Here is a 24039-nt window from a genome sequence, read left to right on the forward strand (position 1 = left end):
ATCGCGTCTCTACAAATGGTCTATTTGTCGCATTCTTTTTTCAAATTGGTATTACATTGATTTATTTCCCAAACAGGATATTTTTCCTGTTTTTATATACTTAGCTACCTGGTAGAGAGATAGCAATCGATTATACTCCAACTTTCACGCATCGCAACTATATATGTTGATATCCTGTATATCTTCTAGGGCATTAGGCTTGGTTTAAATTCTGACCAACGCTTGCAAACTTGTTCGTAGCAATCGGGTGGAGTAATTTTTAGTTGGTGTAAAAAATTAACCTCAATCTGAGGATCTGCCTTTAGCACCAAAAGAATATCTTGATGGGGATTGTATGTTGCAACTGCTGGGGAAATTGATGAAATCATAGATGAGCAGATTGATTGCGATATAAATCCGCTATCTTCAAACGAACGCAAGTAAAACCCAATCAAATCAGAGGGGAGAAATTGCAGGGTGAAGGGAACTGTATCAACACTTGTATTTGTAGGGTGAGTAACTTGAGTATCCACATCACAAATAACAACTCCCCGCCCAAATGACTGAAATCCTTTCCATCCTGTGTAACCAATTACCAGCAGATTATTATGGATAAAGCTGTTTTGCCAGTAGCCGAAATTTCCTTGCCAAACACTATTAGATGGTCGCATTGACTTCCTCCTCCAACACCAATGATTCAATGCGAACCTGCTCAAGCTCCCGTCCAATCAATACTAATCGCGTTTGACGGGGTTCCTGGGGTTGCCAAGGACGATCGTAAAAGTAGTCAAATCGATTACCAACACCCTGTAATACCAGACGCATAGCTTTGTTGGGAACTGCTACAAATCCCTTAATTCGATAAATTTCTTGCTGTTGCACTAATGTTTGCAAGCGTTTGACTAAGACAGTCGGCTCAAATGCTTGGTCTAACAGTAGTTGCACTGCATTAATTCCTTCATCATGTTCGTGGTCTTCTTCAGTATCGTGGTGACTGGGACGACTATCTAAGTTGTCTTCGACCGCAGCGTTGAAACCGAGTAATAAATCGCCACTGATTTTACCGTCCTGGCAAGGAATGACTTTTACACCAGGGGATAAGTTCTGCTTTAACCACTCCTGTACTCTAACTTGCGTTTGTTCGTCAACGCGATCGCTCTTAGTCAGTAATACTAGATCAGCACAAGCCAGTTGATCTTCAAACAGTTCCTCAATGGGTGTTTCGTGTTCTAGACTAGAGTCGGCTTGTCTCTGTGCTAAGAGGGCTGCTAAATCGCCTACATATTGATTAGTTGCCAACGCTTCACAGTCCACCACAGTAATTACGCTGTCTACTGTCGCGCCTGTGCGAATCTCCGGCCAACGAAATGCTTGCACTAATGGTTTTGGCAGTGCTAGTCCAGAGGCTTCAATTAACATACAGTCTAGGCGATCGCGTCGCTTCAGTAATTCTTGCATTGCTGGTAAGAATTCCTCTTGCACTGTACAGCACAGACAACCGTTAGTGAGTTCAACAATATTACTGTTGGAGTCTCCTTCATCGTCACAAACTCGGCAATCACGTAAAAGTTCGCCATCAATTCCGATTTCTCCAAATTCATTCACCAAAACCGCAATGCGTCGCCCTTCATTGTTTTGGAGTAAATGGCGAATTAACGTTGTTTTGCCTGCACCAAGAAATCCTGTAATTACTGTGACGGGAATTTTTTGCATATAAAGTGTGTCGTTTGTTGATCGTTAATTTTGCGATGTGCAGAAAGAAGTTCTAACCGCAGATATCACGCAGTCAGCTGGTGTTAAAATCCAAATATTCATCACTAGCTGCGAGCGCCCAAAACAAAACTTAAATTCGTTCTTAGTACAGGATTTCACAACTTCGTAGCGAATCCTCTGCGTACCTCTGCGCTTTCCTCAGCGTCCCTACCCTGCGGGAAGGCGTTCGCGTAGCGTCTCGTAGAGAAGCGCCTATGCGTTTAAATTTCAATCCTCAATTCGCGCAAAGCAGTACTTATTAGTTAAAGTGGTGTCGGGTTGGCTACCTAATCAAGCTTGAGGGATTTTGCTTGGCAAAGTTTCTATCGATCAATTCTGTACTCCCGTTCCCCCGCACAGCGCGGAACATTCCAAATCGACACAATCCTGCACCAAACGCCAAACGCATCAGTAAAAGCGTCGGTACCTCGCGCACAGACTTGACAAAACCAGACAGTCCAAAACGCACCAATCCCTCTGGTCGAGCCACTCCTTGCCAAATCGAATCGAACCAAGAAGGAAGGGTTTCTTGAGTCCAGTCTGCCGTAATTACCTTCCCCTCAACTAATTCTGTCCCCGCCAAAAGCTCGGAAAAGCCTTCAATGCTGGAAAAAGCAGGATGAGACCACTGTTCGAGGAGTTGCCGCATTACTGGTTTCTCCCAAAAATTTAGGGGTTTTTGGCGGTCATCCCTCTGATTCCAGTCAGCTACAACCAACACTCCACCAGGCTTTAGCACCCGCATTAATTCTCTAGCAAAGACGGTTTTATCTGGCATGTGGGGGCCTGCTTCGATTGACCAGACCACATCAAAACTGGCATCTGGAAACGACAGTGCCATTGCATCATCGACCGCAAACTGGGCGTTTAGCCCTTGGGGTGTTAACTCCTGGGCACGCTTTACCTGCTGTGGGCTGATCGTAATCCCTGTGACCGCAAACCCATAATCTCGCGCTAAAATCCGGCTGCTGCCGCCAATACCACAGCCAACATCTAAGACGGTAGTGCCAGAAGGTAATTTATCTAAACCACCCCATTTAACCATTTCATGTACAAAGTCAGATTTAGCAGCCAAAAAATCCTTTCGTCGTGGCGGCGAACCGTAGTGACCGAGGTGAATGTGTTCCCCCCAATAAAACTCTACGATGCCATCAAGAGTCCATTGATCGTAGGAATTAGCGACTGTGGCTGAGGATTCATACTTGCGGGCCGTCAGGAGATAAGCCGCAATTCCAATCACCAAAATCAGAATAAAACCAATTACAGAATATAATAAAGTTGCCATTTTTTTGAACCCTTCTGTACAACTATTTGAGAGGATGTTTTAAAAGTCCTCTGGTTGGTAGCAAAACGTTTTAGATCCCCCTAAATCCCCCTTAAAAAGGGGGAATTTTAGAGACTTTGCCCCCCTTAAAAAGGGGGGTTGGGGGGATCAACAAGTGCCTAAAATTACAGCCAACCACTTTTAAAACATCCTCTGAGTTGATCTAACGGTTTACTCATTGCTGCTCGTCCCGAATTAGACGCGCGATGTCGTAATCGCCCACCAGATTCGATGCTTACGATGAGCGGAGCTAACGCAATATAAATCACCCTATACATCGAAATTGCAATGTTTTGAATATCTTGAATAATTCTCCCTTGAAGTAGACTGGGCTTGTGTTTATCTTGGAGGACAGCTGTTTGTTTGACAAAGGGATGAACAGCAGTGGGAATTTTTTCAACTCGGTGAATATAGAATTTTGGCATGATGATTAACTGAAATATTAGTCTAGTGAATTAGCAATTTTTATGCTAATTGGGAAAGCATTTGTTCAGTAGTAGAACAGGAATATGTATGTCACACACGCCATTTCTTACCTGTTTTGAACAACTTCTATTTGTTAGTTCAATACACAATATTTGCAAGCGATACTCTCATCTGGGGTAGCGATCGCAGCATCTAAAAACAAAATTTTATCCTAAATTAACCGCCTACCCTCTCATAGAAAGCTGTAATCTGTAGCGTTTTGATATGTGGGGCTATGAGAACGTAAAGCTGATTAGTTGCAGAAATTTTCATAAAGATACTTATCTGTGCCTCGCAGATGTACAAAATTACAAGTCAACTTCGGCGGGCATTCTGACTCACAAGGCAAGCCTTGATTACAGCTGCGGGACAGCGCCGGATTTACACCGGACTTTCCCCGTTTCCTCTAGCGGCTGTTCCCCACTAGAACCGAGATTCATCTGAATACTAACACAACTGTGATTTGCTTGCATAAAAATCAATGGTCGATCTATACTGGCATTCGTCATTAATCGCGGTAAGTCTCATTTTTTACCAAAGCTTGCTATAGATTTTGATCAATATCTTTCTTTAAATTGGAACTTGATGTTGTCTTTCATTGTGGTTGCTAGTGTAGGAATAATTTTCGGTGCGTACTTAGCTGAATTTGTTTCCAGCTAATAGAATTCAGAGAACTTTTGGTTATTTTTTGCTTGCATTAACCAACGGCATCCTAAAATCCCGTATGAAGAATCACACTGCGATCGCATGAAAGACCCTCTCCTAAACTTAAAATTTTTAACATGGATATAAATGAAATTCTTAAATCTTATGCTGCTGGAGCAAGAAACTTTCAAAGACTAAATCTGCAAGAAGCAGAATTAACAAATGCCAACCTCATAGGCGCAGATTTTAGCTATGCTGATTTACGTCAAACACGACTTGGTAGAACTAATCTTAGCCGAGCTTGCTTACACGAAGCAGACTTGAGTGAATCTATCCTTTGGGGCATAGATTTGAGTGAAGCAGACTTATATCGTGCTGTTCTCCGAGAAGCTGATTTAACAGGGGCAAAATTAATCAAGACACGCTTAGAAGAAACAAATTTAATCAAAGCTAGTTTATGTGGTGCTAATTTGCATGGTGCAAACTTATCTCGTTCTCTGTTATTTCAAGCAGACTTACGCCCCAGTTCTGACCAGCGTACAGATTTGGGATATGTGGTTTTGAGTTGGGCAGATTTGAGTTATGCCGACCTCAGAGCCGTTTCCATGCATCACGCCAACTTAGATAAAGCAAAATTATGTCGCGCTAATCTGTCTAAAACAATACAGTGGGGTAACTTAGCGGCGGATTTAAGTGAGGCTAGTTTGCAAGGTGCAGACTTGAGTTATGCAAATCTAGATAGTGCCATTCTGCGAAAAGCAAATCTGCAAGGTGCGGACTTAACAGGGGCAATTCTCACAAATACCGATTTCCAGGGAGCAATCATGCCTGATGGTACGGTTCATGATTGAGTGATTTGAGTAAAAACAGAATTCTTTCTTGTTAAATTAATTTGTTCGCCAGAATTTCCTGATAGGTTTGGATTGTTTGCCTTGCGATCGCATCCCAGCTAAAATTTTCCAAGGCATATTTTTGGGCATTTAATCCCCGTCGTTGACGTTCTGCGGGATTTTGCAAAGCCTCTTGCAGTAACTCTACCAATGCTTGGACATCTGTTGCACCCACCCAACCCGACTCACTATCACGAATCTGTTGACAAATATGCACTTGATCAGAAATGATAACGGGTATACCTGCTACCATCGCTTCAGCTACAGCAATCCCAAAATTTTCATAGTAAGAAGGCAAGACAAATAAATCAGCAGCTTGTAGTAAACTAACTTTGAGTTCACCAGTGACAAAGCCAGTAATTGTAGTGTGCGATCGCAGTGGTGAATTTTGAATTTGGGATATTATCTTTTGTTCGTAATCTGGATCTTGAGGATTAGTACCAGCTAAGACAAAATGAAACTTATAACCAACCCCTAACAGCTTTTCTAGCGCCGGAATCAACAAATTTAACCCTTTTTTCGGATCAATTCGTGACATAAACAGCACTAAAGGCACATCCTTTGGTATTTCTAACTGACTACATATATTTTTAAAAGAAGATTGAGGGGGAATTACACCCAAGGGAATCACCAAATCTGGCGTAGATACTCCAAACCGTTTTGATATTTTAGCTTCTTGATCGCTGGTAAAATGAATTGCTGCCGCACCCGCTAAGTTTTGACGTTCTATAATTGCGACATAAAGCTGTTTTAATTGCTTTTTTTTCTTTAAATCAGCCGGATCGAGAGTACCCAAAGGACGGAAAATATAAGGTAGCTTTTGCTGACGACACACAATCGCAGCAGCACTAATTATTGGCGAGAACAAAGCATGAATATGTGCTATGTCAAACTCATGAGCATGACGTTTTAGCCATTTTAATAAATCTAGAGAAAATTTGTAGCGACGAAACGGCGCACAACGAAAATAAATTATTTCATAGCCATCTTGTTTAATTGGGCGATTTAAAGGAACATCGAGAGGTGTTTGACCATTATCGCCATTACTATCAGTTGTGAGAATTGTAACTTCTACTCCCTCTTTTACCAAAGCAGGAGCTAATCCTAGTACCATTTGACTAGGGCCGCCGTAAATCAGAGAAATTGAGGGGACAATTTGTAATATTTTCATTTTTTTATCATTTGTCCTTTGTCATTTATCCTTTGTCCTTTGTTATTCACTAATGACCAATGACTAATGACTATTAACCAATTCTTGATAAAACTCTAATTGCTGTTTAGCTAAAGCTTTATTTGTGTATTTAATCATTGCTTTTTGATAACCCATTTCACTCAGACTGTGAGCAAAATATGGTTTATCTATTAATTGAACTAGGCAATTAGCAAGGGCTTGAGCATCACCTTCGGGAAATACTAAACCAGCATCGCCAATTACATGGGGAATTTCACCAGAATCAGAACCAATCACAGGCACTTGGCAAGCCATTGCTTCAATTAGCACATGACCAAATTGTTCTTTCCAGCCAGCAGAAGTTAAGGTTTTAAACTTGTAAGTTGTTTCTGAAGGCAGTACCAAAGTACTCATTAAATTAATATAGTTTGCAACCTCGTCATGAGGAACACTTTCTACCAAAATTAACCGTTCTTTGATATTATTTTCTGACGCTATTTTGATTAATTCAGTTTGTAACTCTCCCCGTCCCAGCAGCAATAACTTCCAAGATTTACTTTTTAAACTGATTAAGGCTTCTAAAAGTGTTAATAACCCCTTTTCTTGCACAAATCGCCCAACAAAACCTACCACAAAATCTTCCTTTTCAATGCCTAACTTAGCTGCTAATTCTGGTTGGGCTTTGGGAGTGAATAGACTTTCATCTACACCCAGTTGTGGCATAACTTTAATTGCCCCTTGATATCCTCGTTGTCGCAAAACTTCCGCTCCATCCTGATTGCCAGAAATAATTCCGTGGCTGTGGTTGAGGTTATATTTTTCTAATAAAGCAATTGGTGGTTTCAGATTATATGGAAGATTCCACCAGGTAAAAAACAAATTTTTTGCCTTGAGTCCTAATAGCTTATTTAAAGTAATCATTTGAGTATAAGCCAAGGCTCTAGACCCTTGTTCTACCTGAATGATTTGGGGACGAAATTGTTTTAACAAAGAGATCAAATCAGCACCAAAGGTAAGGAGTCCCTGGTGATTTTGGCTAAAATTAGAAACTGGAACTATTCTAAATGTGCCTTCATCGCGGTATTCAGTTTCAATAATTCTATTTTGTACACCACCTGGTTTCCAGCGCTTTGGGACTACAACTGTCACTTCAATGTCGGGTTCTAGTTGAGATAAAGCACGTAATTTTTCACAGTTGAGGTCTACGATATAAGTGTGACTAGCAACTAAAATTTTCATTTTTAATTTATTCTTTGTTATTGACAAATAACCAATGACAAATGACAAATGACCAATGACTAAACTTGTTTATCCAATCGGCTGTAAATTTGACCATCGTTCCATGTTGATTGGATGACAGTACCCAAGGCTTTGAAAAAACCCAAAGTGTAGAAAATAGCGCGAGTGGCAATTTTGATGGGGGAACCGCTTTTGTGACAAGGTGGGCGTCCTAGGACGTGACAATCAAATAAACGGGCGTATAGGCGTAAAGCTTGAGTCGCAGTGAGGTTTTTCAGCCCTAGTAAAAAATGGTTGTGGTAAAAGGTGAGTTGATATTTTAGCGATCGCATACTAATATCATGACAACCCCCTGTTTCTTCGCCTAAATGCACCAAATGGGCTTCTGGGTCGTACCAAATCTTATATCCTGTCTGCCTCACCCGCAAACAAAAATCTGACTCTTCGCGTACTGCACTACCGCGAAACCTCTCATCAAACCTCAGTCCATACTTAGTAAAAATTTCGCTGCGAAAAGACATATTGCAACCCCTTGCTGTCAGCACTTGCTGGGGTTTGATGGTATGTACTAAATCAATATGATACCAAGCGATTCCTGGGTCCATAGCTTGGGGAGGCAGATATTCAATCTCTAAATCTCCCCCAGAATCACCCAATTTCATTCTGTCGAATACCCGACCGGCGACAGCCCCCACTTCTGGATTTTGGAAATAATTTTTCGCATGGGCTGCTAACAACCCAGGGGTTAGCTGAACATCATCATCAATAAATAATATTATTTCACCAGATGACCGCCGGACAGCATAATTACGCGCCCCTGGCAAACTTGCCCAATCTAAACGCAACCATTTAATTTTACCTGCCTCCGCCATCTCTTCTAAGTAAGCTTGAATTTCTGGTTGGTGTTTTGCGGTTTGGTCTACAACTAAAACTTCAAAATTTGGATAGTCCTGTTTTAAGACATCCACAATGCTATCTCGTAATGCTTCCTCCCGTCCGTAGGTCGGGATTACTACAGTAATTAATGGCCAATTATTCATGATTTCTATTAAGTAATTTTACTACTTCTATATTAGCCTTGTAAAAATTAATTTTCATTAAATTCAGTAAGCTACCATTGCTTTTATCGAAAAAGAATTCTGAGTTATGAATTCTTTTTCAATTACATTCAATCAATTATTTACCAAACTCAGCACTGGCTCAACGCCCAGCTAACGGAACTTAGCACTCTTCATAAGACTTCTTGCATAAGTCGGGAAAAGGGGAAGGGGAAAAAGTTCTGTATTGCCCCCTTCCCCTTTAACCTTTACCCTTTTCCCCAAGAATGCAAAAAGCACTTGTGCAAGAGGTCTATAGTGCTGCTGCATAGAGATTATCAAAGAACTCATTTTGCTTTTCGGAGTTATGCACAATTTGTGCTTGAGCTAATGCTCCTGCACTTAAAAATTCATAATGTTCTCGTTTATCATTTCTATCAAGAAATTGGATTACTTGTTGCAATGCTTGCTCTGCCAAATAATCGTAAGTACTATTCAGAATTTCCCAATATTCATTAGTTTTGGTTTTTTCACCGTGCTGCCAATTACTCCAGTGCCTAATTTCATTAATTGGTAATTCTAAAATATAACCATTTTCACCATGACGGACAAACTCTGGTAAGGCACATATATTTGTCGTAATTGCAGGGGTGGCAACAGAAAATCCTTCGATGATACTATAGCCATAAGTATCATGTAATGTCGCCATTAATTGAAAATGACTTTGCGATAATAGCTCAATAACTTTGTCATTAGGAATATTCTTATGAAAGACAACGTTATTTAGATGAAGTAACTTTAAATCCTCTACATATTTGCTGCGATCTGGAAAATCTGTCGGAACTCCTGAACCATGTTCCAGTCCCGAAATTATATGTACAGTAATAGGCAAACCTAATTTTTCAGCTTTTTTTGCAAGTCTTAAAGCAACAACTCCGCCTTTGCGGGCAATATGATTGCCAATAAATACAAGCTGGAGATTTTGCTGTTCCTGATAAAGTTTTGATTGGTTAACTCTGACTGGAAAGTTGGGATGGACTACATCCACTTTCTTACTTATCTTTTCTTCAATTTTCCAACCTTCTATCCGCTTAATTAATCTCAACTTGGCGTAATCTGAAATGGCGATAATTTTTTGGCAATTTTCTAGTGCTAATCGATTATTTAATAATTCATAAATTGCAGCTTCAGCTTGATTTTGAGGATTTCTATATAAAACACGATGATCCTCAAAGGTGAGAAACCAAGGTTTATTTGTATATAAAATTCTGTTGAAAGAATGAATTGCTTGGTATCTTTCCCATACAGGTTGCCAGGCAATAAAGCTGGCTAAAGGATACCAAATTTTTTCTATCGGATATCTGCCTGCGGGAAAAGGTTTAGGGCGGATGAGTGTATGCCGAGAATTTCGAGGTAGGTTTGGAATGCTGAGGTGTTTTTGACCTCCTATGATAACTTTTGCCATTTTTATTTCATTTAAATTGTTTTGAGACGTTTTTTCTTGTTTTTTAGCTGAGGGTTGGCTTCTTCTTTATCTTGTTTCTCCAGTTCTGGCAATTTAAAAAGAACTCCCGCAAAAAACCAATAATAGACAGCAACAGGATCAACATCCAGAGGATAGTAGTAGGTGTTGTAGCTAATAAACAATATAAACACCCATAAAGCTGCTCCGTAACTGCGGAAATTACGGTTTTTTATGGAGCGATAGGTTTTAAAGCTAATAATTGTTAAACTTGTTACCAAGCCCAGAAAGGCTAGTACTCCAAGAATCCCAACCTCAAAAAGTACTTTGGGGTAATAGGTTTCCACAAGTTTAGTTTTACCCATCGCACGGGCAGAGTTAGTTGCTCGTCCTAAGCCACTTCCTAGTGGCCCATCTACGTTTTTCCAATTTTCTTCAAATTGCTGGACGATAAAATCTTGAGGTGGTGAAGCTTCCCAACGACTGGTAAAACTCTCGGTTCTCTCTTGTACGACAGCAGGGTTGCTCACCATCGCAATTCCCAGAACTAGGGCAAGTCCTATCCCTATGGGGATAAATCGTTTAAGGTTGCCAAGTTGTCCAGTGAGCAATAGCAAAATCCCGAAGCAGATTGGTACTAAAGCTAGGGCAATTCTCTGTCCAGAAATTACAGCATTGATAAAGACTGTGACTAAAGAACCTAAACCGATTACCCGCCATACTATAGAAGGGTCGGTGAAGCCAGTAGCAAAGGTAAAAAAGGTGCTGGAAATCAAGAACCATGCCCACTGCCAAGGGGCTACAAATGTCCCTGGTAAGCGAATAACCCCTTCTTCAGGACTATATAAGAGCGCTCCACCAAAATAACACCTGGCTTCTAGTGATGTGACAAATAGGGCATTTCCTTCCAGACCTCTAGTGCCTTGACATATACCAGTTAGTAATAACAGGTATTGAATACATCCCAGTACACAGCAAATCAGTATGAGGACAATCTGGAGGCGCGATAAAAATAGAAAATCCCGCTTATCGCGAATTAAATAGTAGGCACAACCAATCAAGGGGACATAGCCTAAAAATACTTTCAGTCCCAGAATGCCCATACCTAAAGGTATTTCTTTGGCTGCTTTTTCTAATAGTCCCACGCTAGGCGGGTTAAACTGCTGTCCACCATTAACAAATAACAGCGTTAGCAGACTACAACCCAAAACAATATAAAGTGGGATTTTAATACCTTGGGGGATAATTAAGGGTAGCCCCTGTTTACGGCAAGTCTGCCAAAGTCCAATTAGGGCTGGAACGTAAAAAGCATCTTTAGCTAATTGAAGTACGGGACTATTGCCCAAGTAGTAGGTGATAGTACCTCCAATAGGTACGTAAATTATGAAGGCATATAGCGCTTGGCGCGGGTATTTGTAGGAAAGGGATATAACTATTATTCCCAAGACTCCTGGGACTGCTACTTTAATTCCAGCTACGAAAAAAAGCAGAATGCCAACAAAAACACCGCTAAAGGTGGCGGTGGTGAGTAAGCTAGTGAGTTCTTTACGTGCTTGGGCTGCTTTGCGCTTTTGGGCTAACTGTTCTTTGAGGTCAAGGGCGGAATTTCCCTTTTTAGTCTGTTTTTTCGAGTTTTTAGATTGCTTAGATTTTGACTTTAGTTTTGGCATAGTGGTGCTGTCGTCTATCAGCCTCGGAGAATCTATTATAGTTGACAAATTTCTTTGGATTGCTGTAAGTAGTACAATCCGAATTCATCTCTAACTGATTGATTTAATAATTTGCGATTAAAAATGCTAAATCTTAATCTTTTTGAATTATCAAAAAGATTTTCTCCTGTTTCTAAAATATAAACTGCGCCTGGAAATGGTAATGATTTAATAGCTTTTGCTTTGTTCTTTAAAATATCTCTGACTTTGGCATGGTCTATATAATATCTATAGTATCCATAGCCACGATTATATTCTGCGGTTTCGGGCAAATAATTCAAATCATATCGAATAATGTTACAACTGCCGCACATCTTATAAAAATTACTTCTTTTAAGATATATATAATTGCTGCCTTCCTGATATTTATAACCTTTATTTATAAACCATCCATTAGAATCTGGGTGTTGTTGAACAAATTTTGCTAACTTTTTACTAACACAATCGTCAGCATCAACAGTCATAGTGTGGGTGGGAGAAAATTGACGAGCATAAATCAATCCTTTTAATATTTTACGCCCTTTATCTGTGTCTCCTTTTGCTACAGGGTTAGTCTCATTTGGAGGGGAAAAATCAACTGTAATGTATGTAATATGAGGATGAGTGAATTCTATTTTGGGCTTTTCGTGACAAACAACAATAACGTGAAAGTTAGGTGAGGTTTGATTGCAAGCTGATTTAATGCATCTTTCAAATAATTGTGTAACACGTTCCCAGGAATTGGAAACTTGTGCACTTTTGAGTGGAATCACAAAAACAAGCACTGTGTTTTGTCAGAAGAAATAACTAATAATCTCGAAGCAAATAATAACACATTCAGACTGATGTTAGGACTAACGCTCTTTTATGACTATCTAAATACAAATGTCACAGCTTCTACACATAACCCAGGTTGGTTAATTTGTAGAAGCTGTGATACGATTTGACGTTTTTTAAAAGCCGAGATATTCAGCTAATTTAGTCCATCAGATGCTGTTGGACTTGCGAGACTAGTTCATTTGTCCAGTAGTTAGTGAGTTCGGCATTGGCTGCTTCCACCATTACTCTGATGACTGGTTCTGTACCAGAGGCGCGAACCAAAATTCTGCCAGAATCACCCATTGCGGCTTCAGCAAGAGCGATCGCTTTTTGTACTGGTTCGCAATCTTGCCATCCCAAACGGCGATCGCGATCGACAACTCGCACGTTCCGCAATAATTGTGGATAGGTCTGGAAACTTTGATCTACTAATTCGCTCAAGGAAACACCCGCTTCTTTCACCAAAGCTGCGATATGTAATGCTGTTAACAAGCCATCTCCAGTCACCGCATAATGACGGCAAAGAATATGACCAGATTGTTCCCCGCCTAGCATTCCCCCAGTCCGCAACATTTCGGCTTGCACGTATTGGTCACCAACTGCGGTACGAATTAAGTTACCACCAATTTGCTGCCAAGCTTTTTCAAAGCCTAAGTTAGCCATTACTGTAGATACAATCAGGTTGTCTGGCAATTGTTGGTTTTGTTGTAAGTGTCGTCCCCACAGGTAGAGAATGTAATCGCCGTTAACTTGCCTTCCTGTATTGTCTACGGCTAAGACGCGATCGGCATCGCCATCAAAGGCAAAGCCGATATTGGCGTTGTGTTCTTGTACTGTGGCTGCAAGAATATCTAAATGGGTAGAGCCGCAGTTAACATTAATGCGATCGCCATCTGCTTCGTTATGCAAGCAGATTACCTCTGCCCCCATTTCTGTAAATACTGATGGTGCTAACCCGACTGCTGCACCCCACGCCAAGTCTAAAACAATCTTCATTCCCTGAAGATTTAAGGCACTGTTCAAGGGTTTTTTCAACGCCTCGCTATAATGCCCCACTAACTCAAAACGTGAGTGATGGCGTCCGCAATTACTGACTCTAGCAATAGGTGATATCTTCCCACGCAGTCCCGCTTCTATTTCTGCCTGCAATATTTGCGGTAACTTCCCACCATTGGCACTAAAAACTTTAATGCCATTGTCTTCTGGGGGATTGTGACTGGCAGAAATCATCACTCCGCCGATGGCATCAGTAATGCTGGTGAGATAGGCAACGCAAGGAGTGGGACACAATCCCAAATACCAAACCTCTAACCCCGCTGCTGTTAACCCTGCACTCAAAGCCATTGCCAGCATATCGCTGGAGTTTCTAGAATCCTGTCCGAGAATGACTGGCCCTACTTGAGTAGCATGGTTACGTAAAACAATCCCCGTCCAAAAACCAACTTGCAATGCTAGGGGCGCACTCAGTAATTCTCCGACTCGTCCGCGAATCCCATCTGTACCAAATAACGGATTTGCTGGTAGTGGGATTAAATTCAGCCCAAAACTGCTCTCAATCCCTTTCCCCAATCCCTCACTTTCAGAAGCAGAACCCCCAGAAATACCCGATGTCCGAGTTATAGATGAAACCATATTTTTAAACACTCCACACAATCACACTGGAAAATAGCACTTAAGACTTTATTCAGCAATTTCGACATGCTTTTTCTCTTTAAGAAATTCATTCTAGATTAGGCTAGCTTACGTAATAATACTTAAGCTCTGCCTCTTTAAATGTAAATCTTTCATAAAGTCAGTATTGGTTTTTACATTATTAACAAAGTTTCCACATTTTAGCTAATTATTCCTTTTATGCCCTCAACTTTAGTCTTGATTTTTATCTGTATTAGTTTACACTTGGCAATCTTAATAACCAAAAAAATATGTAATAAATACTACCCTAATTTCATCACAAGCTTTTTTCAGGAAAGCTGAGAATGAAAGCAAAATTAAGCTAATAAGAACCAAAAACCAAAATCTAAAGTTCTATTTTCATAGCCTTGTTGCTGTGTAAAAAACTACAAAATCATCGCGGCTTAAAAAATTTTAATATAAATTCTCATCAAATAGTTTTAAGGTAACCTTTTAATGGCTTTTTTAGCCGTTAGTGAATCAAAACTCCGGCAGTTAACTTTTTAAAGTTGAGAATTTTAGATATGAGCAGCAATTTAGCAACCAAATTACGTGTAGGCACTAAGAAAGCCCACACAATGGCAGAAAATGTAGGTTTTGTCAAGTGCTTTTTAAGAGGAGTCGTCGAGAAAAACTCTTACCGGAAACTAGTTGCTAACTTCTACTTCGTCTACTCAGCGATGGAAGAAGAAATGGAAAAGCATAGCCAGCACCCAATTCTTTCTAAAATTAACTTTCCCCAGCTAAACCGCAAGTATACCTTAGAGCAAGACCTAGCTTATTACTTTGGTGCCAACTGGAGAGAGCAAATCAAACTATCTCCCGCAGGTGAAGCTTATGTAAAGCGCATCCGAGAAATATCTGCCACAGAACCAGAATTGTTAATCGCTCATTCATACACTCGTTACTTGGGCGACTTATCTGGGGGACAAATTCTCAAAAATATTGCTGTAACGGCGATGAATTTGTCGGAAGGGCAAGGAACAGCTTTTTATGAGTTTCCAGAAATTCCTGATGAGAAGGCATTCAAAGCGAAATATCGCCAAAATTTGGATGAATTACCTCTTGACGAAGCGACAACCGATCGCATCGTTGATGAAGCTAACGCCGCCTTTGGTACGAACATGAAGATGTTCCAGGAATTGGAAGGCAATTTGATTAAAGCGATCGGTGTAATGCTGTTCAACAGCCTCACACGGCGTCGTACACGCGGTAGTACTGAACTCGTCACTGCTGAGTAATGAGTAATGAGTGCTGAGTGCTGAGTTCTGAGTGCTGAGTAATAAGTGCGGAGTATGGTGTGTGGAATCATAAGTCCAGACAGCCTGATGAAGGATGATTCATAGGTGTTTCTGGAGAAAGAGCGAAAAATGCTCAAAATATTTAGGGGCAATAGCCCTGTGACTGCTTTTGATTTGTGAAAGCAAGCATGGGGAAATTGCCCCTCAATTATGTTTAATTAGCGATTAAATTCTTGAGAGCATCTTTAGCATCAGTGTTTTCTGGATCTATTTGCAGCGCTTCCCGAAAAACTGCCGCTGCCTCTTGTTTTGAGCCATCACCAGATTCACCATAGGAAATATCTCGGCCAAGTTTGATGTAAAGTTCAGCCATTTTGCGACGTGGAATCATATTTGCTAGTGGCTGATAAAAAGCCATGACAGCACTAAAGCCTTTTTGCTTGTAAAGTGGCAAATTTATATTGGAGCAGGTGTCATAACTGCCTTCACCAGTTTTTACCACATTTTGGCAAATTGCCAGAGCTTCATCTAGATTCTCTTGTTTAGCTAGTGCTTGACTTAATTTACTGTAATAATCATCAGTGGGTTTTTTGGCAACGGCTTGACGGTAAAGAGCGATCGCTTCTTCTGGTTTTTCTTGTGTCATCAGCACATCTCCCAGTTCTACATACCTTGAAGCTTCAGGCTCGATTTTAATTAGTTGGCGGTAGGCTGCGATCGCTTCATTAACAAAGCCACGCTGTAATGAAAGTGATGCCAAATGCTCATAGTAGACTTCATTTTTGGAGTCATTTTTACTTGCTTGACGATAGATAGCAACGGCTTCTTGATATTCCATCATTTCACCCAGATAGTGGTAAGCCAGATAACTCTTGGGATCAATTTTCAAGGCTTCTCGATGAGCAGCGATCGCTTCTTCTCGTTGGCCTAATTTACGCAAGACATTACCTAAAATGTTGTAACTCTCTGCATCTGGCTCAAGTTTAACGATTTGACGGTAAACTAAGAGCGCTTCCTTTGTATTACCAAGTTCCATCAACTGTGACGCTAAAATGTAGTAGTAATACCTATTACTGTTAGGGTTAAGTTTGATAGCTTGACGGTAAGCTGCGATCGCTTCAGTGGTTCGTCCCTTCTCTGCCAGGAAATTGCCTAATTTGAGGTAAATGTCCCCATCAGGAGTTAATTGTAAAGCTTGGCGATAGGTAGCGATCGTCTCTGCAATCTTACCTTGGTTAGATAGGACATCTGCCAGCTTGACGTAAGCGTAACTGTTTTTGCGATCGCGCTGAATGAAACTTCGCCAAATATTAGCGGCTTCTTCATAATTTTTCACTTCTTCGGCAGATGTCGCTTTTTGTTCCAACTCCTCCACCGTTTGCGCCACAGTGATTTGAGGAGCCAACGCCAAACCTAAACTCAACAGCAACGGCAATATTTTCAGGCTTCTCATAGACTTTCAGCTTAAAATAACTAAGTAAATCTTCAAACCAAGCTTAATCTCAGTATTTAAGTTTGTAACCCGTAAAACTTACCATACTGAGTAAATCAGGCAAAAATATGGCTACGAAAATTCCTGTCACAGTGATCACAGGCTTCTTAGGTAGTGGAAAAACTAGCCTAATTCGCCACCTGCTACAAAACAACCAAGGACGCCGCATTGCCGTTGTAGTCAATGAATTTGGCGAACTCGGTATTGATGGCGAATTATTAAAATCTTGTCAAATTTGCCCGGAAGATGGTGAGGGTGACACTAATATCTTTGAATTAACTAACGGCTGCTTATGCTGTACGGTGCAGGAAGAGTTTTACCCGATGATGCAAGAGTTAATCAAGCGGCGAGACAGCATCGACTGTATTTTGATTGAAACCTCTGGTTTAGCCTTACCAAAACCCCTGGTGAAGGCTTTTCGCTGGCAAGAAATTCGTAACGCCGCCACTGTGGATGCTGTAATTACCGTGGTAGATTGTGCGGCGGTAGCAGCGGGGACATTTGCTAGTGATCCAGAAGCGATCGCAGCCCAGCGGCAAGCAGATGATAGTCTAGAACATGAAACACCCTTGCAAGAACTGTTTGAAGACCAACTTGCTTGTGCAGACTTGGTGGTGTTGAATAAAATTGACTTGGTGGATGCCGAGACAAAAGCCAGAGTTGAGGAATTGATTAAGCAAGAGTTGCCCAGACTGGTGAAAATTGTCGAGAGTAATTGTTCTCAACTCGATGCATCTATATTATTAGGATTCCAAGCCGCAGTGGAAGACAACTTAGATTCTCGTCCTAGTCATCACGATACTGAAGAAGATCACAACCACGACGAAGAAATTACCTCAGCTAATTTAATTTTGGATCGTACCTTTGACCCAGAAAAGCTGCAACAGCAGTTGCAAACATTGGCACAACAACAAGAAATTTACCGGATTAAAGGCTTTGTGGCAGTGCCAAATAAATCCATGCGCCTAGTGATGCAGGGCGTGGGAACCCGATTTGAGAAATTTTATGATCGCCCCTGGAAACCAGAAGAAGCCAGACAAACGCGCTTAGTTTTCATCGGTCGTGATTTGAAGTCTTCAGAAATTGAATCACAACTTGTAGCTTTATAAGTTAAGAGTTAGGAGTTAGGAATAACTACTTAATGGAAAAACCAGAAAAACAATACTAATAACTTAGATTTTCTAATTTATTACTCTTTATTCCTAACTTCTCTATTTTTACTCCTAACTGATAGATTCTCACCCTTCACTTTACAAAAACATGACGATTTCTCAACTATTTAACGTTGCTAATCTTTTCGTATTGCCATTTTGGGCGTTGATGATTTTATTGCCAAACTGGAAAATCACACGACAGATAATGTCATCATATCTACCCTTTTTGCTGTTAGCTGGAGCGTATGTGTATTTATTTGTCAACAGCATTACGCCAGAAAATGCCCAAGATTTCTCAAATATACAATTAGCTGATGTTGCTCGACTTTTTGCAGATGAAAAAGTCGCTGCAACGGGTTGGATTCATTTTTTAGTGATGGATTTATTTGTCGGTCGGTGGATTTATTGGGAAGGGCAGAAAACAGGTACTTGGACAATTCACTCCCTGGCTTTGTGTTTGTTTGCTGGGCCTTTAGGATTACTATCTCACATTTTGACTGACTGGATTACTAAGACATTTTTTCCCAAGTTTCAGCAGAATGAAACGGCGACAGTAGCAAAACAAGAAGTATCATCCTGACTTTTCACGTTATGTGGAAAAATCCACGAAAAACCTAACCCCCTTCCCGATGCGGGAAAGGGGAAATTCAAAGTCTCTCTCCTTTTAGGAGAGAGATTTAGAGAGAGGTCTTACTACCATTATCTATTACCTAATTTTAAAATCATTAAGCGTTGTCATGTCTATAGTCGGCATCTAACCAACAGCGTGGTAGAACTTCACCAGAAGGAAAAACAAGATTTTCTTTTTTAAAAGTATCAGGTGGCTGTTCCTCTTCACCTTCTTGTTCTCGTCCCTGGACGACATCACTATTCGGGTCAAGCAGTTCTTGAATTTCAAGAATTTTTACCAATTCGCCAGAATTTTTGATTTGTAAAAGCATCGAAATTGCCTCAATAAGTTTGCATGAAAATTGGAAGCGAGTTTCAAGATAAACTCACTCACATCTCAACCGATTTAGAACGTTGAGATTCCTTAATCGTTAAAGGACATTTTTACCAGATACGCACACACAAATTACACAAATTAATCTATGTGACTCGTTGGTTTTTATTTTTATAAAATTGACACAGCAAACAAATCCTCAATTTAGCATTCCAAATTTAATCAGGGAATGCTGACCGAGAAAATTGTTTAATTCAAATAATCTTGGTTTTAGAGATTAGATTTCGCGTTGATATTTTTCCAAAATATCTACTAGAGTGACTTGGCATTGCAGTGGCAGGAAATCGATTAAAGGAAGTTCACTTCTACCGCCGCCAATTTTGACTGGAATTGATTCCAAGACTTTGATAACTTGGTCTTCATTGACATTGTTGGAAGTAATTAAAGGATACAACTGTTCAGCAACAAGGGTATGCAGTTTGGCATTAGATAAATAAAGATGCCATTTGGCAATGTCTATGTAGACATTTTCGCCAATTTCAGCTGCTAGGGCTTCTAGTAATTCCGTGGTGTTAGTCTTAGCCATAAAAATAACCCTACATTAAGAAAGAGTGCGAAATCTCAGGCTTTTTTACATTATCGCTTACTTAAAAGGCTGATTCTACTACCACAGGTTACAATAACCCCAGCATCAGCTGTCCGTCTTCAGGTGGATTTGGGTGGAGTTTCGCTGTAGTTAGCGATCGCACTAATATAAATCAGATGCACCAAAACTATTCCTGTCCAACTTGCAGTCAACAACGGCAGCCACTCCCAGGTAGTGCCTTTCAAGATGTGGAAAAACCATAACCCAGAATTTACAGTAGCAGCGATCGCTACATGCACGGCAAAATTCATCCGGTCATCGATCTTGCGGTAATCAGGGTCTTTGCGATCGGGTTTGCGAGGCCAACGAGGAGGCATAAATATTTGTTACAGATTTAAATACACCCTACTTATTCTAAGGTTTTTGGGGCAGCGGTGGGCAATCATTGGTGGTACTTGACCCATCTCTAATGCTGGCAATTGATGTTTTCCTATGTGTTGATGCTCATCCTCAAGAGCGTTCCCTTCCCTATTACATAAATTTTTGCGTTGCCTTGGTTTCCTACAATATCCTTTCTGTTGTCGTAGCTGCTTGTCCTTCCAGACGACCCCATGTTTCTACAGCTAAAATTCTATCCCAAAAATAATACCTAAAAACAGACACCTTGAAAGGGCTGGTTCTACTGCTGTTGAATTTACCCCAATAATCGTTGCCAAGTTAGTTCTTGTGTCACTTCATCCCAATGCCAGCGTAATAAATTAGCGGGTTGATTCTTGACAATTCCAGGCAAACCAATTGCTTGTCTAGGTGCATTGGTAGCCAATAAAATGGCAGTCTCCACATCACAAATCCCCCACTGCACCAAATTCTGCACTCCCACTAATAAGGGTAAAGTCGTCCCCGATAAAGTGCCATCGGCCAGTCGCGCCGTACCGTTTTTAACTTCAATTTGCCGACTGTCCCAAGGATATACGCCATCGGGTAGTCCCAGAGGTGAAAGGGCATCACTCACAAGAAACAGTCCTTTTTCTTGATAGCTAGCGCGGAGTAAAATTTGCAGCATCGTGGGTGAAACGTGTTCACCATCAGCAATAAAGCCACACATCACATTAGGATGGGTAATTGCTGCCCCTAATAATCCTGGTTCACGGTGATGTAATGGTGGCATGGCATTGAAAGCATGAGTTACCATCGTTGCACCGAGTTCAAAAGCAAGTTGCGCTTGGGCAAATGTTGCCTGAGAATGTCCTAAACTAACGGTAATCCCCAAAGAAAGCAAATATGGAATTACTTCGCCTGTGGGATCTAACTCCGGCGCTAAGGTGATAACTTTTACAACGTGGGCATAATCTCCCAAAACCCGCTTTACCTCGTCAATTGTCAGTGGTAACAAGTACTCTGCCGGGTGTGCGCCGCGCTTTTGAAAATTCAAACATGGGCCTTCTAGATGTACTCCGAGAATCTTGGCACCTGCTTGTTGACTGCGGATAATATCAGCAATGACTGCAAGCGATCGCTGAATCTTTTCTACTGAAGTTGTGACAAGTGTCGGCAAAAACCCATCTACCCCGACATCCCACAAAAATTTCGTTATTTTCTGGAGTATATGAGCATTTTCAGCCGTCAAATCAGGAAATGCCAAACCCAAAGCACCGTTAATTTGCAAATCAACGCCGCCTAGAGAAATCCAGTCACCTCCTACATTTAGTAAGGACACACATCCGTGTATCCCTACCGTACCCATTGGCAAGATTTGCTCAATTATGCCCTCTTGGTTAACCAAGAGCATCTGCAAATCTTTGTAACCAGGCACTCTAGCATTGATAATATCTACAGTATTTTGTGTTGCTTGGGTCATCACACTGACGAGAAGATAGCTAAATCTGATTTTAAATGCAACCAATCTCAATAAATCAATTAAAACAACGCCAATAGATGAGATGATTATCGGCATTACCTAGCTTCCATAAGCTAGCTCAAATAATTTTGAATTTTGAATTTTGAATTTTGAATTATTATGACTCCCTTAGTTGGTATTATCATGGGCAGCGATTCCGATTTGCCCACTATGAAAGATGCGATCGCAGTTTGTGAAGAATTTGGTGTAGAGAGTGAAGTGGCGATCGTTTCGGCTCACCGTACCCCAGAACGCATGGTGCAATATGCTCAACTTGCACACCAACGCGGTATTAAGGTAATTATCGCTGGCGCTGGTGGTGCTGCCCATCTCCCTGGAATGGTAGCGTCTTTAACTCCCCTTCCTGTGATCGGTGTTCCTGTACCCACCCGGAATTTACAAGGTGTAGATTCTTTGTATTCTATTTTACAGATGCCTGCTGGTATTCCTGTGGCGACAGTGGCGATCGGTAATGCCAAAAATGCCGGACTTTTAGCAGTACAAATCCTCGCAACTCACCAACCAGAATTGTTAGAAAAAGTGCAACAATATCGCCAAACCCTATGTGAATCAGTAATTGCAAAGCAAGCAAAACTAGAACAACTAGGCTATGAGCAATATTTACAGCAAATGCTTTAAGGTAATTCGTAATTCGTAATTCGTAATTCGTAATTTGGTAAGAAATCTTAACAGCACAACAGGGGGGATGAGGGAGATGAGGGAGATGGGGGAGTAGTGAAAGAAGAACTATTAATTGTTGACCAATCCCCAGTTCCCAATCCCCAATCCCCAGTCCCCAGTTCCCAGTCCCCAGTTCCCAGTCCCCAAGCCCCACGAAATTCCAATATTGAAGTGATCGCTCCAGAATCAATGCAGCATTCTGAAGTATCTTGATCCTGAGGCCTTAGTCAAAAATTGAGAGCTACAACATCCATGTGCCAATTACTGGAAATGACATATAATAGTTGATCAATTATGAAGCAGTCAGATTAACAAGCTTTATAGCCAGACAGCAGTTATTCAATAACTGCTTTTTTTTACTTATCAATCATTTTTTAGTACGTTATTAGTACGATGGTTAACACCCCAAAACACCCTCAGCACAAGGCTTACGAAGATACGGTAGTGATTGAGCGTCTTAGTGATGGTAAGTTGAGATTGCAGTTCTCTGTAGATGTCAGTAAATCTGTAGGATGGTACAAAACTACTACTCCCCAAAAGAAGATGCGTCCTGGTTTGTCTGACACCTCAGAGAATTACACTCTGCTAGAGGGTAAGTGCCTTCAGATGCATCTAGATTTCCTCAATGGATGTTTTGACCCTACATTAGTTAAGTACGGCATCGGCAAGGATAAACCGCAGTTATCAATAGTTCCGCCGATAAAAAAAGAAATAGGAATGCTGGAACTGTACGACAAATACGTGGAATACAGAGGGAAAGATACAAGCATAAACACTCACCATCAGATGAAAGTTACCTTGCGTAACGCAATTGAGCAGGCAATCAATACCGTAGGGGAAAATGCGCTAGAAGTGAGAAGTTGGTTGCTCAATAATCGGTGCAAGAAAACTACCAAGGAATGCTTAAGGTTTCTCAGTAAGGCTCATAAGCTAGGCGTAAAACATGGCTTATGCTTTGTTGACCCTTTTGATGAGATGTCCTCTGAAGTCACTATAAACCAATCTTCAAACAAGTTCGACGATAATCACGAAGCTGATGATGAGGACATTTTTAATCAACAGTTAAGTTACACGCTTGAAGAGATGGAAGCGATAATTGACTATGGGTATGACAGGGAATTAAACTGCGCCGCTTTGATTGAGTTTCTATTCTTAACTGGATCGCGTATTAGCGAGGCGATAGCTATTAAGTGGTCAGACATCAAGTGGGAGAGAGAAAGCCTTATAATAGCCCGTCAATGGTCAATGAAGGGGAGATGTTTTATCCCCTTAAAAGGAACCAAAAACCTTCCTGAACATTTGCAGTATCGAATTTTTCCAATGCCCAAAAATGAGAAATTATGGAATTTAATCAAGTCGATTGAAAAAAAAGAAAACAAACTCGATCTAGTTTTTGTTAATGGACAAAATAACCCCTTCAGTAGAATATACGTAGGAGATGTTTGGAGAGGGTCAAAAACAACAGGTTCCAGAGGTATTGTCCCAGAACTCATAAAGCAAGGTAAGGTGTCTAAATACTTTTCGATTCATCACACTAGACATACTTTTAGCTGCATTCAACAAAATGTGTGCGGGATTGATCCTAAAGTGGTGTCTAGCTGGTGTGGTCATCACCCTGAAGTAAATAGCAAGCACTACTGGGAAGCTGACAGACGAATTAAACCGGGGTACGGTGAACTGTTAGCGAATCAGTCGTTCCAACAACAATCAGAGATTGAAATATTGAAACAACAAAATAAATTGCAACAGGAACAAATGGAAGAAATGAAAATGATGATTGAAAAACTAACTAGAGATAAATAGAGAGATAGTTTCCAAAGTTATTCAATAACAGACTCCAATAACTTATTAATCCCCTAGCAGTAAACATTCTAGGGGATTATTTTTGTATGCTACCTACACA

24 protein-coding genes and 1 riboswitch are annotated in these 24039 nt (G+C 40.8%); of the genes, 8 read left to right on the forward strand and 16 right to left on the reverse strand.

The window, feature by feature from the left end; all coding sequences use genetic code 11:
- Positions 1-185 precede the first annotated feature (185 nt).
- The 4 genes from ABF638_RS22285 to ABF638_RS22300 all read right to left on the reverse strand — a co-directional run bounded on the left by ABF638_RS22285 (position 186) and on the right by ABF638_RS22300 (position 3480).
- A complete protein-coding gene (locus tag ABF638_RS22285; protein ID WP_435025155.1) occupies positions 186-650 on the reverse strand; it encodes a hypothetical protein in 465 nt (154 codons plus the stop codon).
- Complete coding sequence (cobW, locus tag ABF638_RS22290; protein ID WP_435025156.1) at positions 637-1692, reverse strand: cobalamin biosynthesis protein CobW; 1056 nt, start codon at positions 1690-1692, stop codon at positions 637-639. Before cobW (ABF638_RS22290) ends, ABF638_RS22285 begins: the two co-directional genes overlap by 14 nt.
- A 322-nt stretch (positions 1693-2014) precedes the next feature.
- Positions 2015-3016 (reverse strand): methyltransferase domain-containing protein, encoded by a 1002-nt coding sequence (locus ABF638_RS22295; protein ID WP_435025157.1) that lies wholly within the window; start codon positions 3014-3016, stop codon positions 2015-2017.
- A 164-nt stretch (positions 3017-3180) separates the two neighbouring features.
- Complete coding sequence (locus ABF638_RS22300) at positions 3181-3480, reverse strand: hypothetical protein (RefSeq protein WP_435025158.1); 300 nt, start codon at positions 3478-3480, stop codon at positions 3181-3183.
- A gap of 346 nt (positions 3481-3826) precedes the next feature.
- A riboswitch (cobalamin riboswitch) is annotated at positions 3827-3969 on the reverse strand.
- 333 nt (positions 3970-4302) lie between these two features.
- On the opposite strand from ABF638_RS22300, the gene hetL reads away from it, so the two are divergent.
- Positions 4303-5016, forward strand: a complete 714-nt coding sequence (gene hetL / locus ABF638_RS22305; protein ID WP_435025159.1) for a heterocyst differentiation pentapeptide repeat protein HetL — start codon at positions 4303-4305, stop codon at positions 5014-5016.
- A gap of 31 nt (positions 5017-5047) precedes the next feature.
- On the opposite strand, the gene hpsP is transcribed toward hetL, so the two are convergent.
- The 7 genes from hpsP to glmM all read right to left on the reverse strand — a co-directional run bounded on the left by hpsP (position 5048) and on the right by glmM (position 14103).
- Complete coding sequence (gene hpsP, locus ABF638_RS22310) at positions 5048-6226, reverse strand: hormogonium polysaccharide biosynthesis glycosyltransferase HpsP (RefSeq protein ID WP_435025160.1); 1179 nt, start codon at positions 6224-6226, stop codon at positions 5048-5050.
- Positions 6227-6289: 63 nt separating this feature from the next.
- Positions 6290-7465 (reverse strand): hormogonium polysaccharide biosynthesis glycosyltransferase HpsO, encoded by a 1176-nt coding sequence (hpsO, locus tag ABF638_RS22315; protein ID WP_435025161.1) that lies wholly within the window; start codon positions 7463-7465, stop codon positions 6290-6292.
- A gap of 59 nt (positions 7466-7524) precedes the next feature.
- The gene (gene hpsN / locus ABF638_RS22320) at positions 7525-8505 is read right to left on the reverse strand and encodes a hormogonium polysaccharide biosynthesis glycosyltransferase HpsN (RefSeq protein WP_435025162.1); all 981 of its coding nucleotides are present in this window, start codon (positions 8503-8505) and stop codon (positions 7525-7527) included.
- Positions 8506-8815: 310 nt separating this feature from the next.
- Positions 8816-9967 carry a glycosyltransferase family 4 protein gene (locus ABF638_RS22325; protein ID WP_435025163.1) on the reverse strand — a complete coding sequence of 384 codons (1152 nt, stop codon included), beginning with the start codon at positions 9965-9967 and terminating at the stop codon, positions 8816-8818.
- Positions 9968-9978: 11 nt separating this feature from the next.
- Positions 9979-11634: a hormogonium polysaccharide biosynthesis protein HpsL gene (gene hpsL, locus ABF638_RS22330; protein ID WP_435025164.1), complete on the reverse strand. Its 1656-nt coding sequence runs from the start codon at positions 11632-11634 to the stop codon at positions 9979-9981.
- A 35-nt stretch (positions 11635-11669) separates the two neighbouring features.
- Positions 11670-12437 (reverse strand): glycosyltransferase family A protein, encoded by a 768-nt coding sequence (locus tag ABF638_RS22335; protein ID WP_435025165.1) that lies wholly within the window; start codon positions 12435-12437, stop codon positions 11670-11672.
- A 193-nt stretch (positions 12438-12630) separates the two neighbouring features.
- Complete coding sequence (glmM, locus tag ABF638_RS22340; RefSeq protein WP_435025166.1) at positions 12631-14103, reverse strand: phosphoglucosamine mutase; 1473 nt, start codon at positions 14101-14103, stop codon at positions 12631-12633.
- Between the two features lie 563 nt (positions 14104-14666).
- Between glmM and ABF638_RS22345 the strand changes: the two genes are divergently transcribed.
- Positions 14667-15383 carry a heme oxygenase (biliverdin-producing) gene (locus ABF638_RS22345; RefSeq protein WP_435025168.1) on the forward strand — a complete coding sequence of 239 codons (717 nt, stop codon included), beginning with the start codon at positions 14667-14669 and terminating at the stop codon, positions 15381-15383.
- Between the two features lie 214 nt (positions 15384-15597).
- On the opposite strand, the gene ABF638_RS22350 is transcribed toward ABF638_RS22345, so the two are convergent.
- The gene (locus ABF638_RS22350; protein ID WP_435025169.1) at positions 15598-16836 is read right to left on the reverse strand and encodes a tetratricopeptide repeat protein; all 1239 of its coding nucleotides are present in this window, start codon (positions 16834-16836) and stop codon (positions 15598-15600) included.
- Between the two features lie 107 nt (positions 16837-16943).
- Between ABF638_RS22350 and cobW (ABF638_RS22355) the strand changes: the two genes are divergently transcribed.
- Positions 16944-17984 carry a cobalamin biosynthesis protein CobW gene (cobW, locus tag ABF638_RS22355; RefSeq protein ID WP_435025170.1) on the forward strand — a complete coding sequence of 347 codons (1041 nt, stop codon included), beginning with the start codon at positions 16944-16946 and terminating at the stop codon, positions 17982-17984.
- A gap of 151 nt (positions 17985-18135) precedes the next feature.
- Positions 18136-18609: an ABA4-like family protein gene (locus ABF638_RS22360; RefSeq protein ID WP_435025171.1), complete on the forward strand. Its 474-nt coding sequence runs from the start codon at positions 18136-18138 to the stop codon at positions 18607-18609.
- Between the two features lie 145 nt (positions 18610-18754).
- Here ABF638_RS22360 and ABF638_RS22365 read toward each other — a convergent pair whose 3' ends face one another.
- From ABF638_RS22365 to ABF638_RS22375, 3 genes are all read right to left on the reverse strand, one after another.
- A complete protein-coding gene (locus tag ABF638_RS22365) occupies positions 18755-18970 on the reverse strand; it encodes an acetyltransferase (protein WP_435025172.1) in 216 nt (71 codons plus the stop codon).
- 279 nt (positions 18971-19249) lie between these two features.
- Positions 19250-19558 carry a DUF3181 family protein gene (locus tag ABF638_RS22370; protein ID WP_069070801.1) on the reverse strand — a complete coding sequence of 103 codons (309 nt, stop codon included), beginning with the start codon at positions 19556-19558 and terminating at the stop codon, positions 19250-19252.
- 119 nt (positions 19559-19677) lie between these two features.
- Positions 19678-19935, reverse strand: a complete 258-nt coding sequence (locus ABF638_RS22375) for a hypothetical protein (protein WP_435025173.1) — start codon at positions 19933-19935, stop codon at positions 19678-19680.
- 71 nt (positions 19936-20006) lie between these two features.
- Between ABF638_RS22375 and ABF638_RS22380 the strand changes: the two genes are divergently transcribed.
- A complete protein-coding gene (locus tag ABF638_RS22380) occupies positions 20007-20204 on the forward strand; it encodes a hypothetical protein (protein WP_435025174.1) in 198 nt (65 codons plus the stop codon).
- Positions 20205-20252: 48 nt separating this feature from the next.
- On the opposite strand, the gene nagA is transcribed toward ABF638_RS22380, so the two are convergent.
- Positions 20253-21416 (reverse strand): N-acetylglucosamine-6-phosphate deacetylase, encoded by a 1164-nt coding sequence (gene nagA / locus ABF638_RS22385; protein ID WP_435025190.1) that lies wholly within the window; start codon positions 21414-21416, stop codon positions 20253-20255.
- Positions 21417-21575: 159 nt separating this feature from the next.
- Here nagA and purE point away from each other — a divergent pair, with 159 nt between their 5' ends.
- The 3 genes from purE to ABF638_RS22400 all read left to right on the forward strand — a co-directional run bounded on the left by purE (position 21576) and on the right by ABF638_RS22400 (position 23939).
- Positions 21576-22094 carry a 5-(carboxyamino)imidazole ribonucleotide mutase gene (gene purE, locus ABF638_RS22390; protein WP_334766652.1) on the forward strand — a complete coding sequence of 173 codons (519 nt, stop codon included), beginning with the start codon at positions 21576-21578 and terminating at the stop codon, positions 22092-22094.
- Positions 22095-22190: 96 nt separating this feature from the next.
- Positions 22191-22349: a hypothetical protein gene (locus ABF638_RS22395; protein ID WP_435025175.1), complete on the forward strand. Its 159-nt coding sequence runs from the start codon at positions 22191-22193 to the stop codon at positions 22347-22349.
- A 180-nt stretch (positions 22350-22529) separates the two neighbouring features.
- The gene (locus ABF638_RS22400; protein ID WP_435025176.1) at positions 22530-23939 is read left to right on the forward strand and encodes a tyrosine-type recombinase/integrase; all 1410 of its coding nucleotides are present in this window, start codon (positions 22530-22532) and stop codon (positions 23937-23939) included.
- Positions 23940-24039 lie beyond the last annotated feature (100 nt).

Source organism: Nostoc sp. CALU 1950 (genome assembly GCF_051172895.1).
GTDB classification, from domain to species: Bacteria; Cyanobacteriota; Cyanobacteriia; order Cyanobacteriales; family Nostocaceae; genus Nostoc; species Nostoc edaphicum_A.

Bases quoted from the DNA above. Each gene is read 5' to 3' on its own strand.
- nagA (WP_435025190.1), bottom strand. From the start codon at position 21,416: ATGACCCAAGCAACACAAAATACTGTAGATATTATCAATGCTAGAGTG.
- ABF638_RS22365 (WP_435025172.1), bottom strand. From the start codon at position 18,970: ATGCTTTTACAAATCAAAAATTCTGGCGAATTGGTAAAAATTCTTGAA.
- glmM (WP_435025166.1), bottom strand. From the start codon at position 14,103: ATGGTTTCATCTATAACTCGGACATCGGGTATTTCTGGGGGTTCTGCT.
- hpsL (WP_435025164.1), bottom strand. From the start codon at position 11,634: ATGCCAAAACTAAAGTCAAAATCTAAGCAATCTAAAAACTCGAAAAAA.
- ABF638_RS22375 (WP_435025173.1), bottom strand. From the start codon at position 19,935: ATGCCTCCTCGTTGGCCTCGCAAACCCGATCGCAAAGACCCTGATTAC.
- ABF638_RS22370 (WP_069070801.1), bottom strand. From the start codon at position 19,558: ATGGCTAAGACTAACACCACGGAATTACTAGAAGCCCTAGCAGCTGAA.
- cobW (WP_435025156.1), bottom strand. From the start codon at position 1,692: ATGCAAAAAATTCCCGTCACAGTAATTACAGGATTTCTTGGTGCAGGC.
- hpsO (WP_435025161.1), bottom strand. From the start codon at position 7,465: ATGAAAATTTTAGTTGCTAGTCACACTTATATCGTAGACCTCAACTGT.
- ABF638_RS22300 (WP_435025158.1), bottom strand. From the start codon at position 3,480: ATGCCAAAATTCTATATTCACCGAGTTGAAAAAATTCCCACTGCTGTT.
- hpsN (WP_435025162.1), bottom strand. From the start codon at position 8,505: ATGAATAATTGGCCATTAATTACTGTAGTAATCCCGACCTACGGACGG.
- cobW (WP_435025170.1), top strand. From the start codon at position 16,944: ATGGCTACGAAAATTCCTGTCACAGTGATCACAGGCTTCTTAGGTAGT.
- hpsP (WP_435025160.1), bottom strand. From the start codon at position 6,226: ATGAAAATATTACAAATTGTCCCCTCAATTTCTCTGATTTACGGCGGC.
- ABF638_RS22350 (WP_435025169.1), bottom strand. From the start codon at position 16,836: ATGAGAAGCCTGAAAATATTGCCGTTGCTGTTGAGTTTAGGTTTGGCG.
- ABF638_RS22345 (WP_435025168.1), top strand. From the start codon at position 14,667: ATGAGCAGCAATTTAGCAACCAAATTACGTGTAGGCACTAAGAAAGCC.
- ABF638_RS22360 (WP_435025171.1), top strand. From the start codon at position 18,136: ATGACGATTTCTCAACTATTTAACGTTGCTAATCTTTTCGTATTGCCA.
- ABF638_RS22285 (WP_435025155.1), bottom strand. From the start codon at position 650: ATGCGACCATCTAATAGTGTTTGGCAAGGAAATTTCGGCTACTGGCAA.
- hetL (WP_435025159.1), top strand. From the start codon at position 4,303: ATGGATATAAATGAAATTCTTAAATCTTATGCTGCTGGAGCAAGAAAC.
- ABF638_RS22325 (WP_435025163.1), bottom strand. From the start codon at position 9,967: ATGGCAAAAGTTATCATAGGAGGTCAAAAACACCTCAGCATTCCAAAC.
- ABF638_RS22400 (WP_435025176.1), top strand. From the start codon at position 22,530: ATGGTTAACACCCCAAAACACCCTCAGCACAAGGCTTACGAAGATACG.
- purE (WP_334766652.1), top strand. From the start codon at position 21,576: ATGACTCCCTTAGTTGGTATTATCATGGGCAGCGATTCCGATTTGCCC.
- ABF638_RS22295 (WP_435025157.1), bottom strand. From the start codon at position 3,016: ATGGCAACTTTATTATATTCTGTAATTGGTTTTATTCTGATTTTGGTG.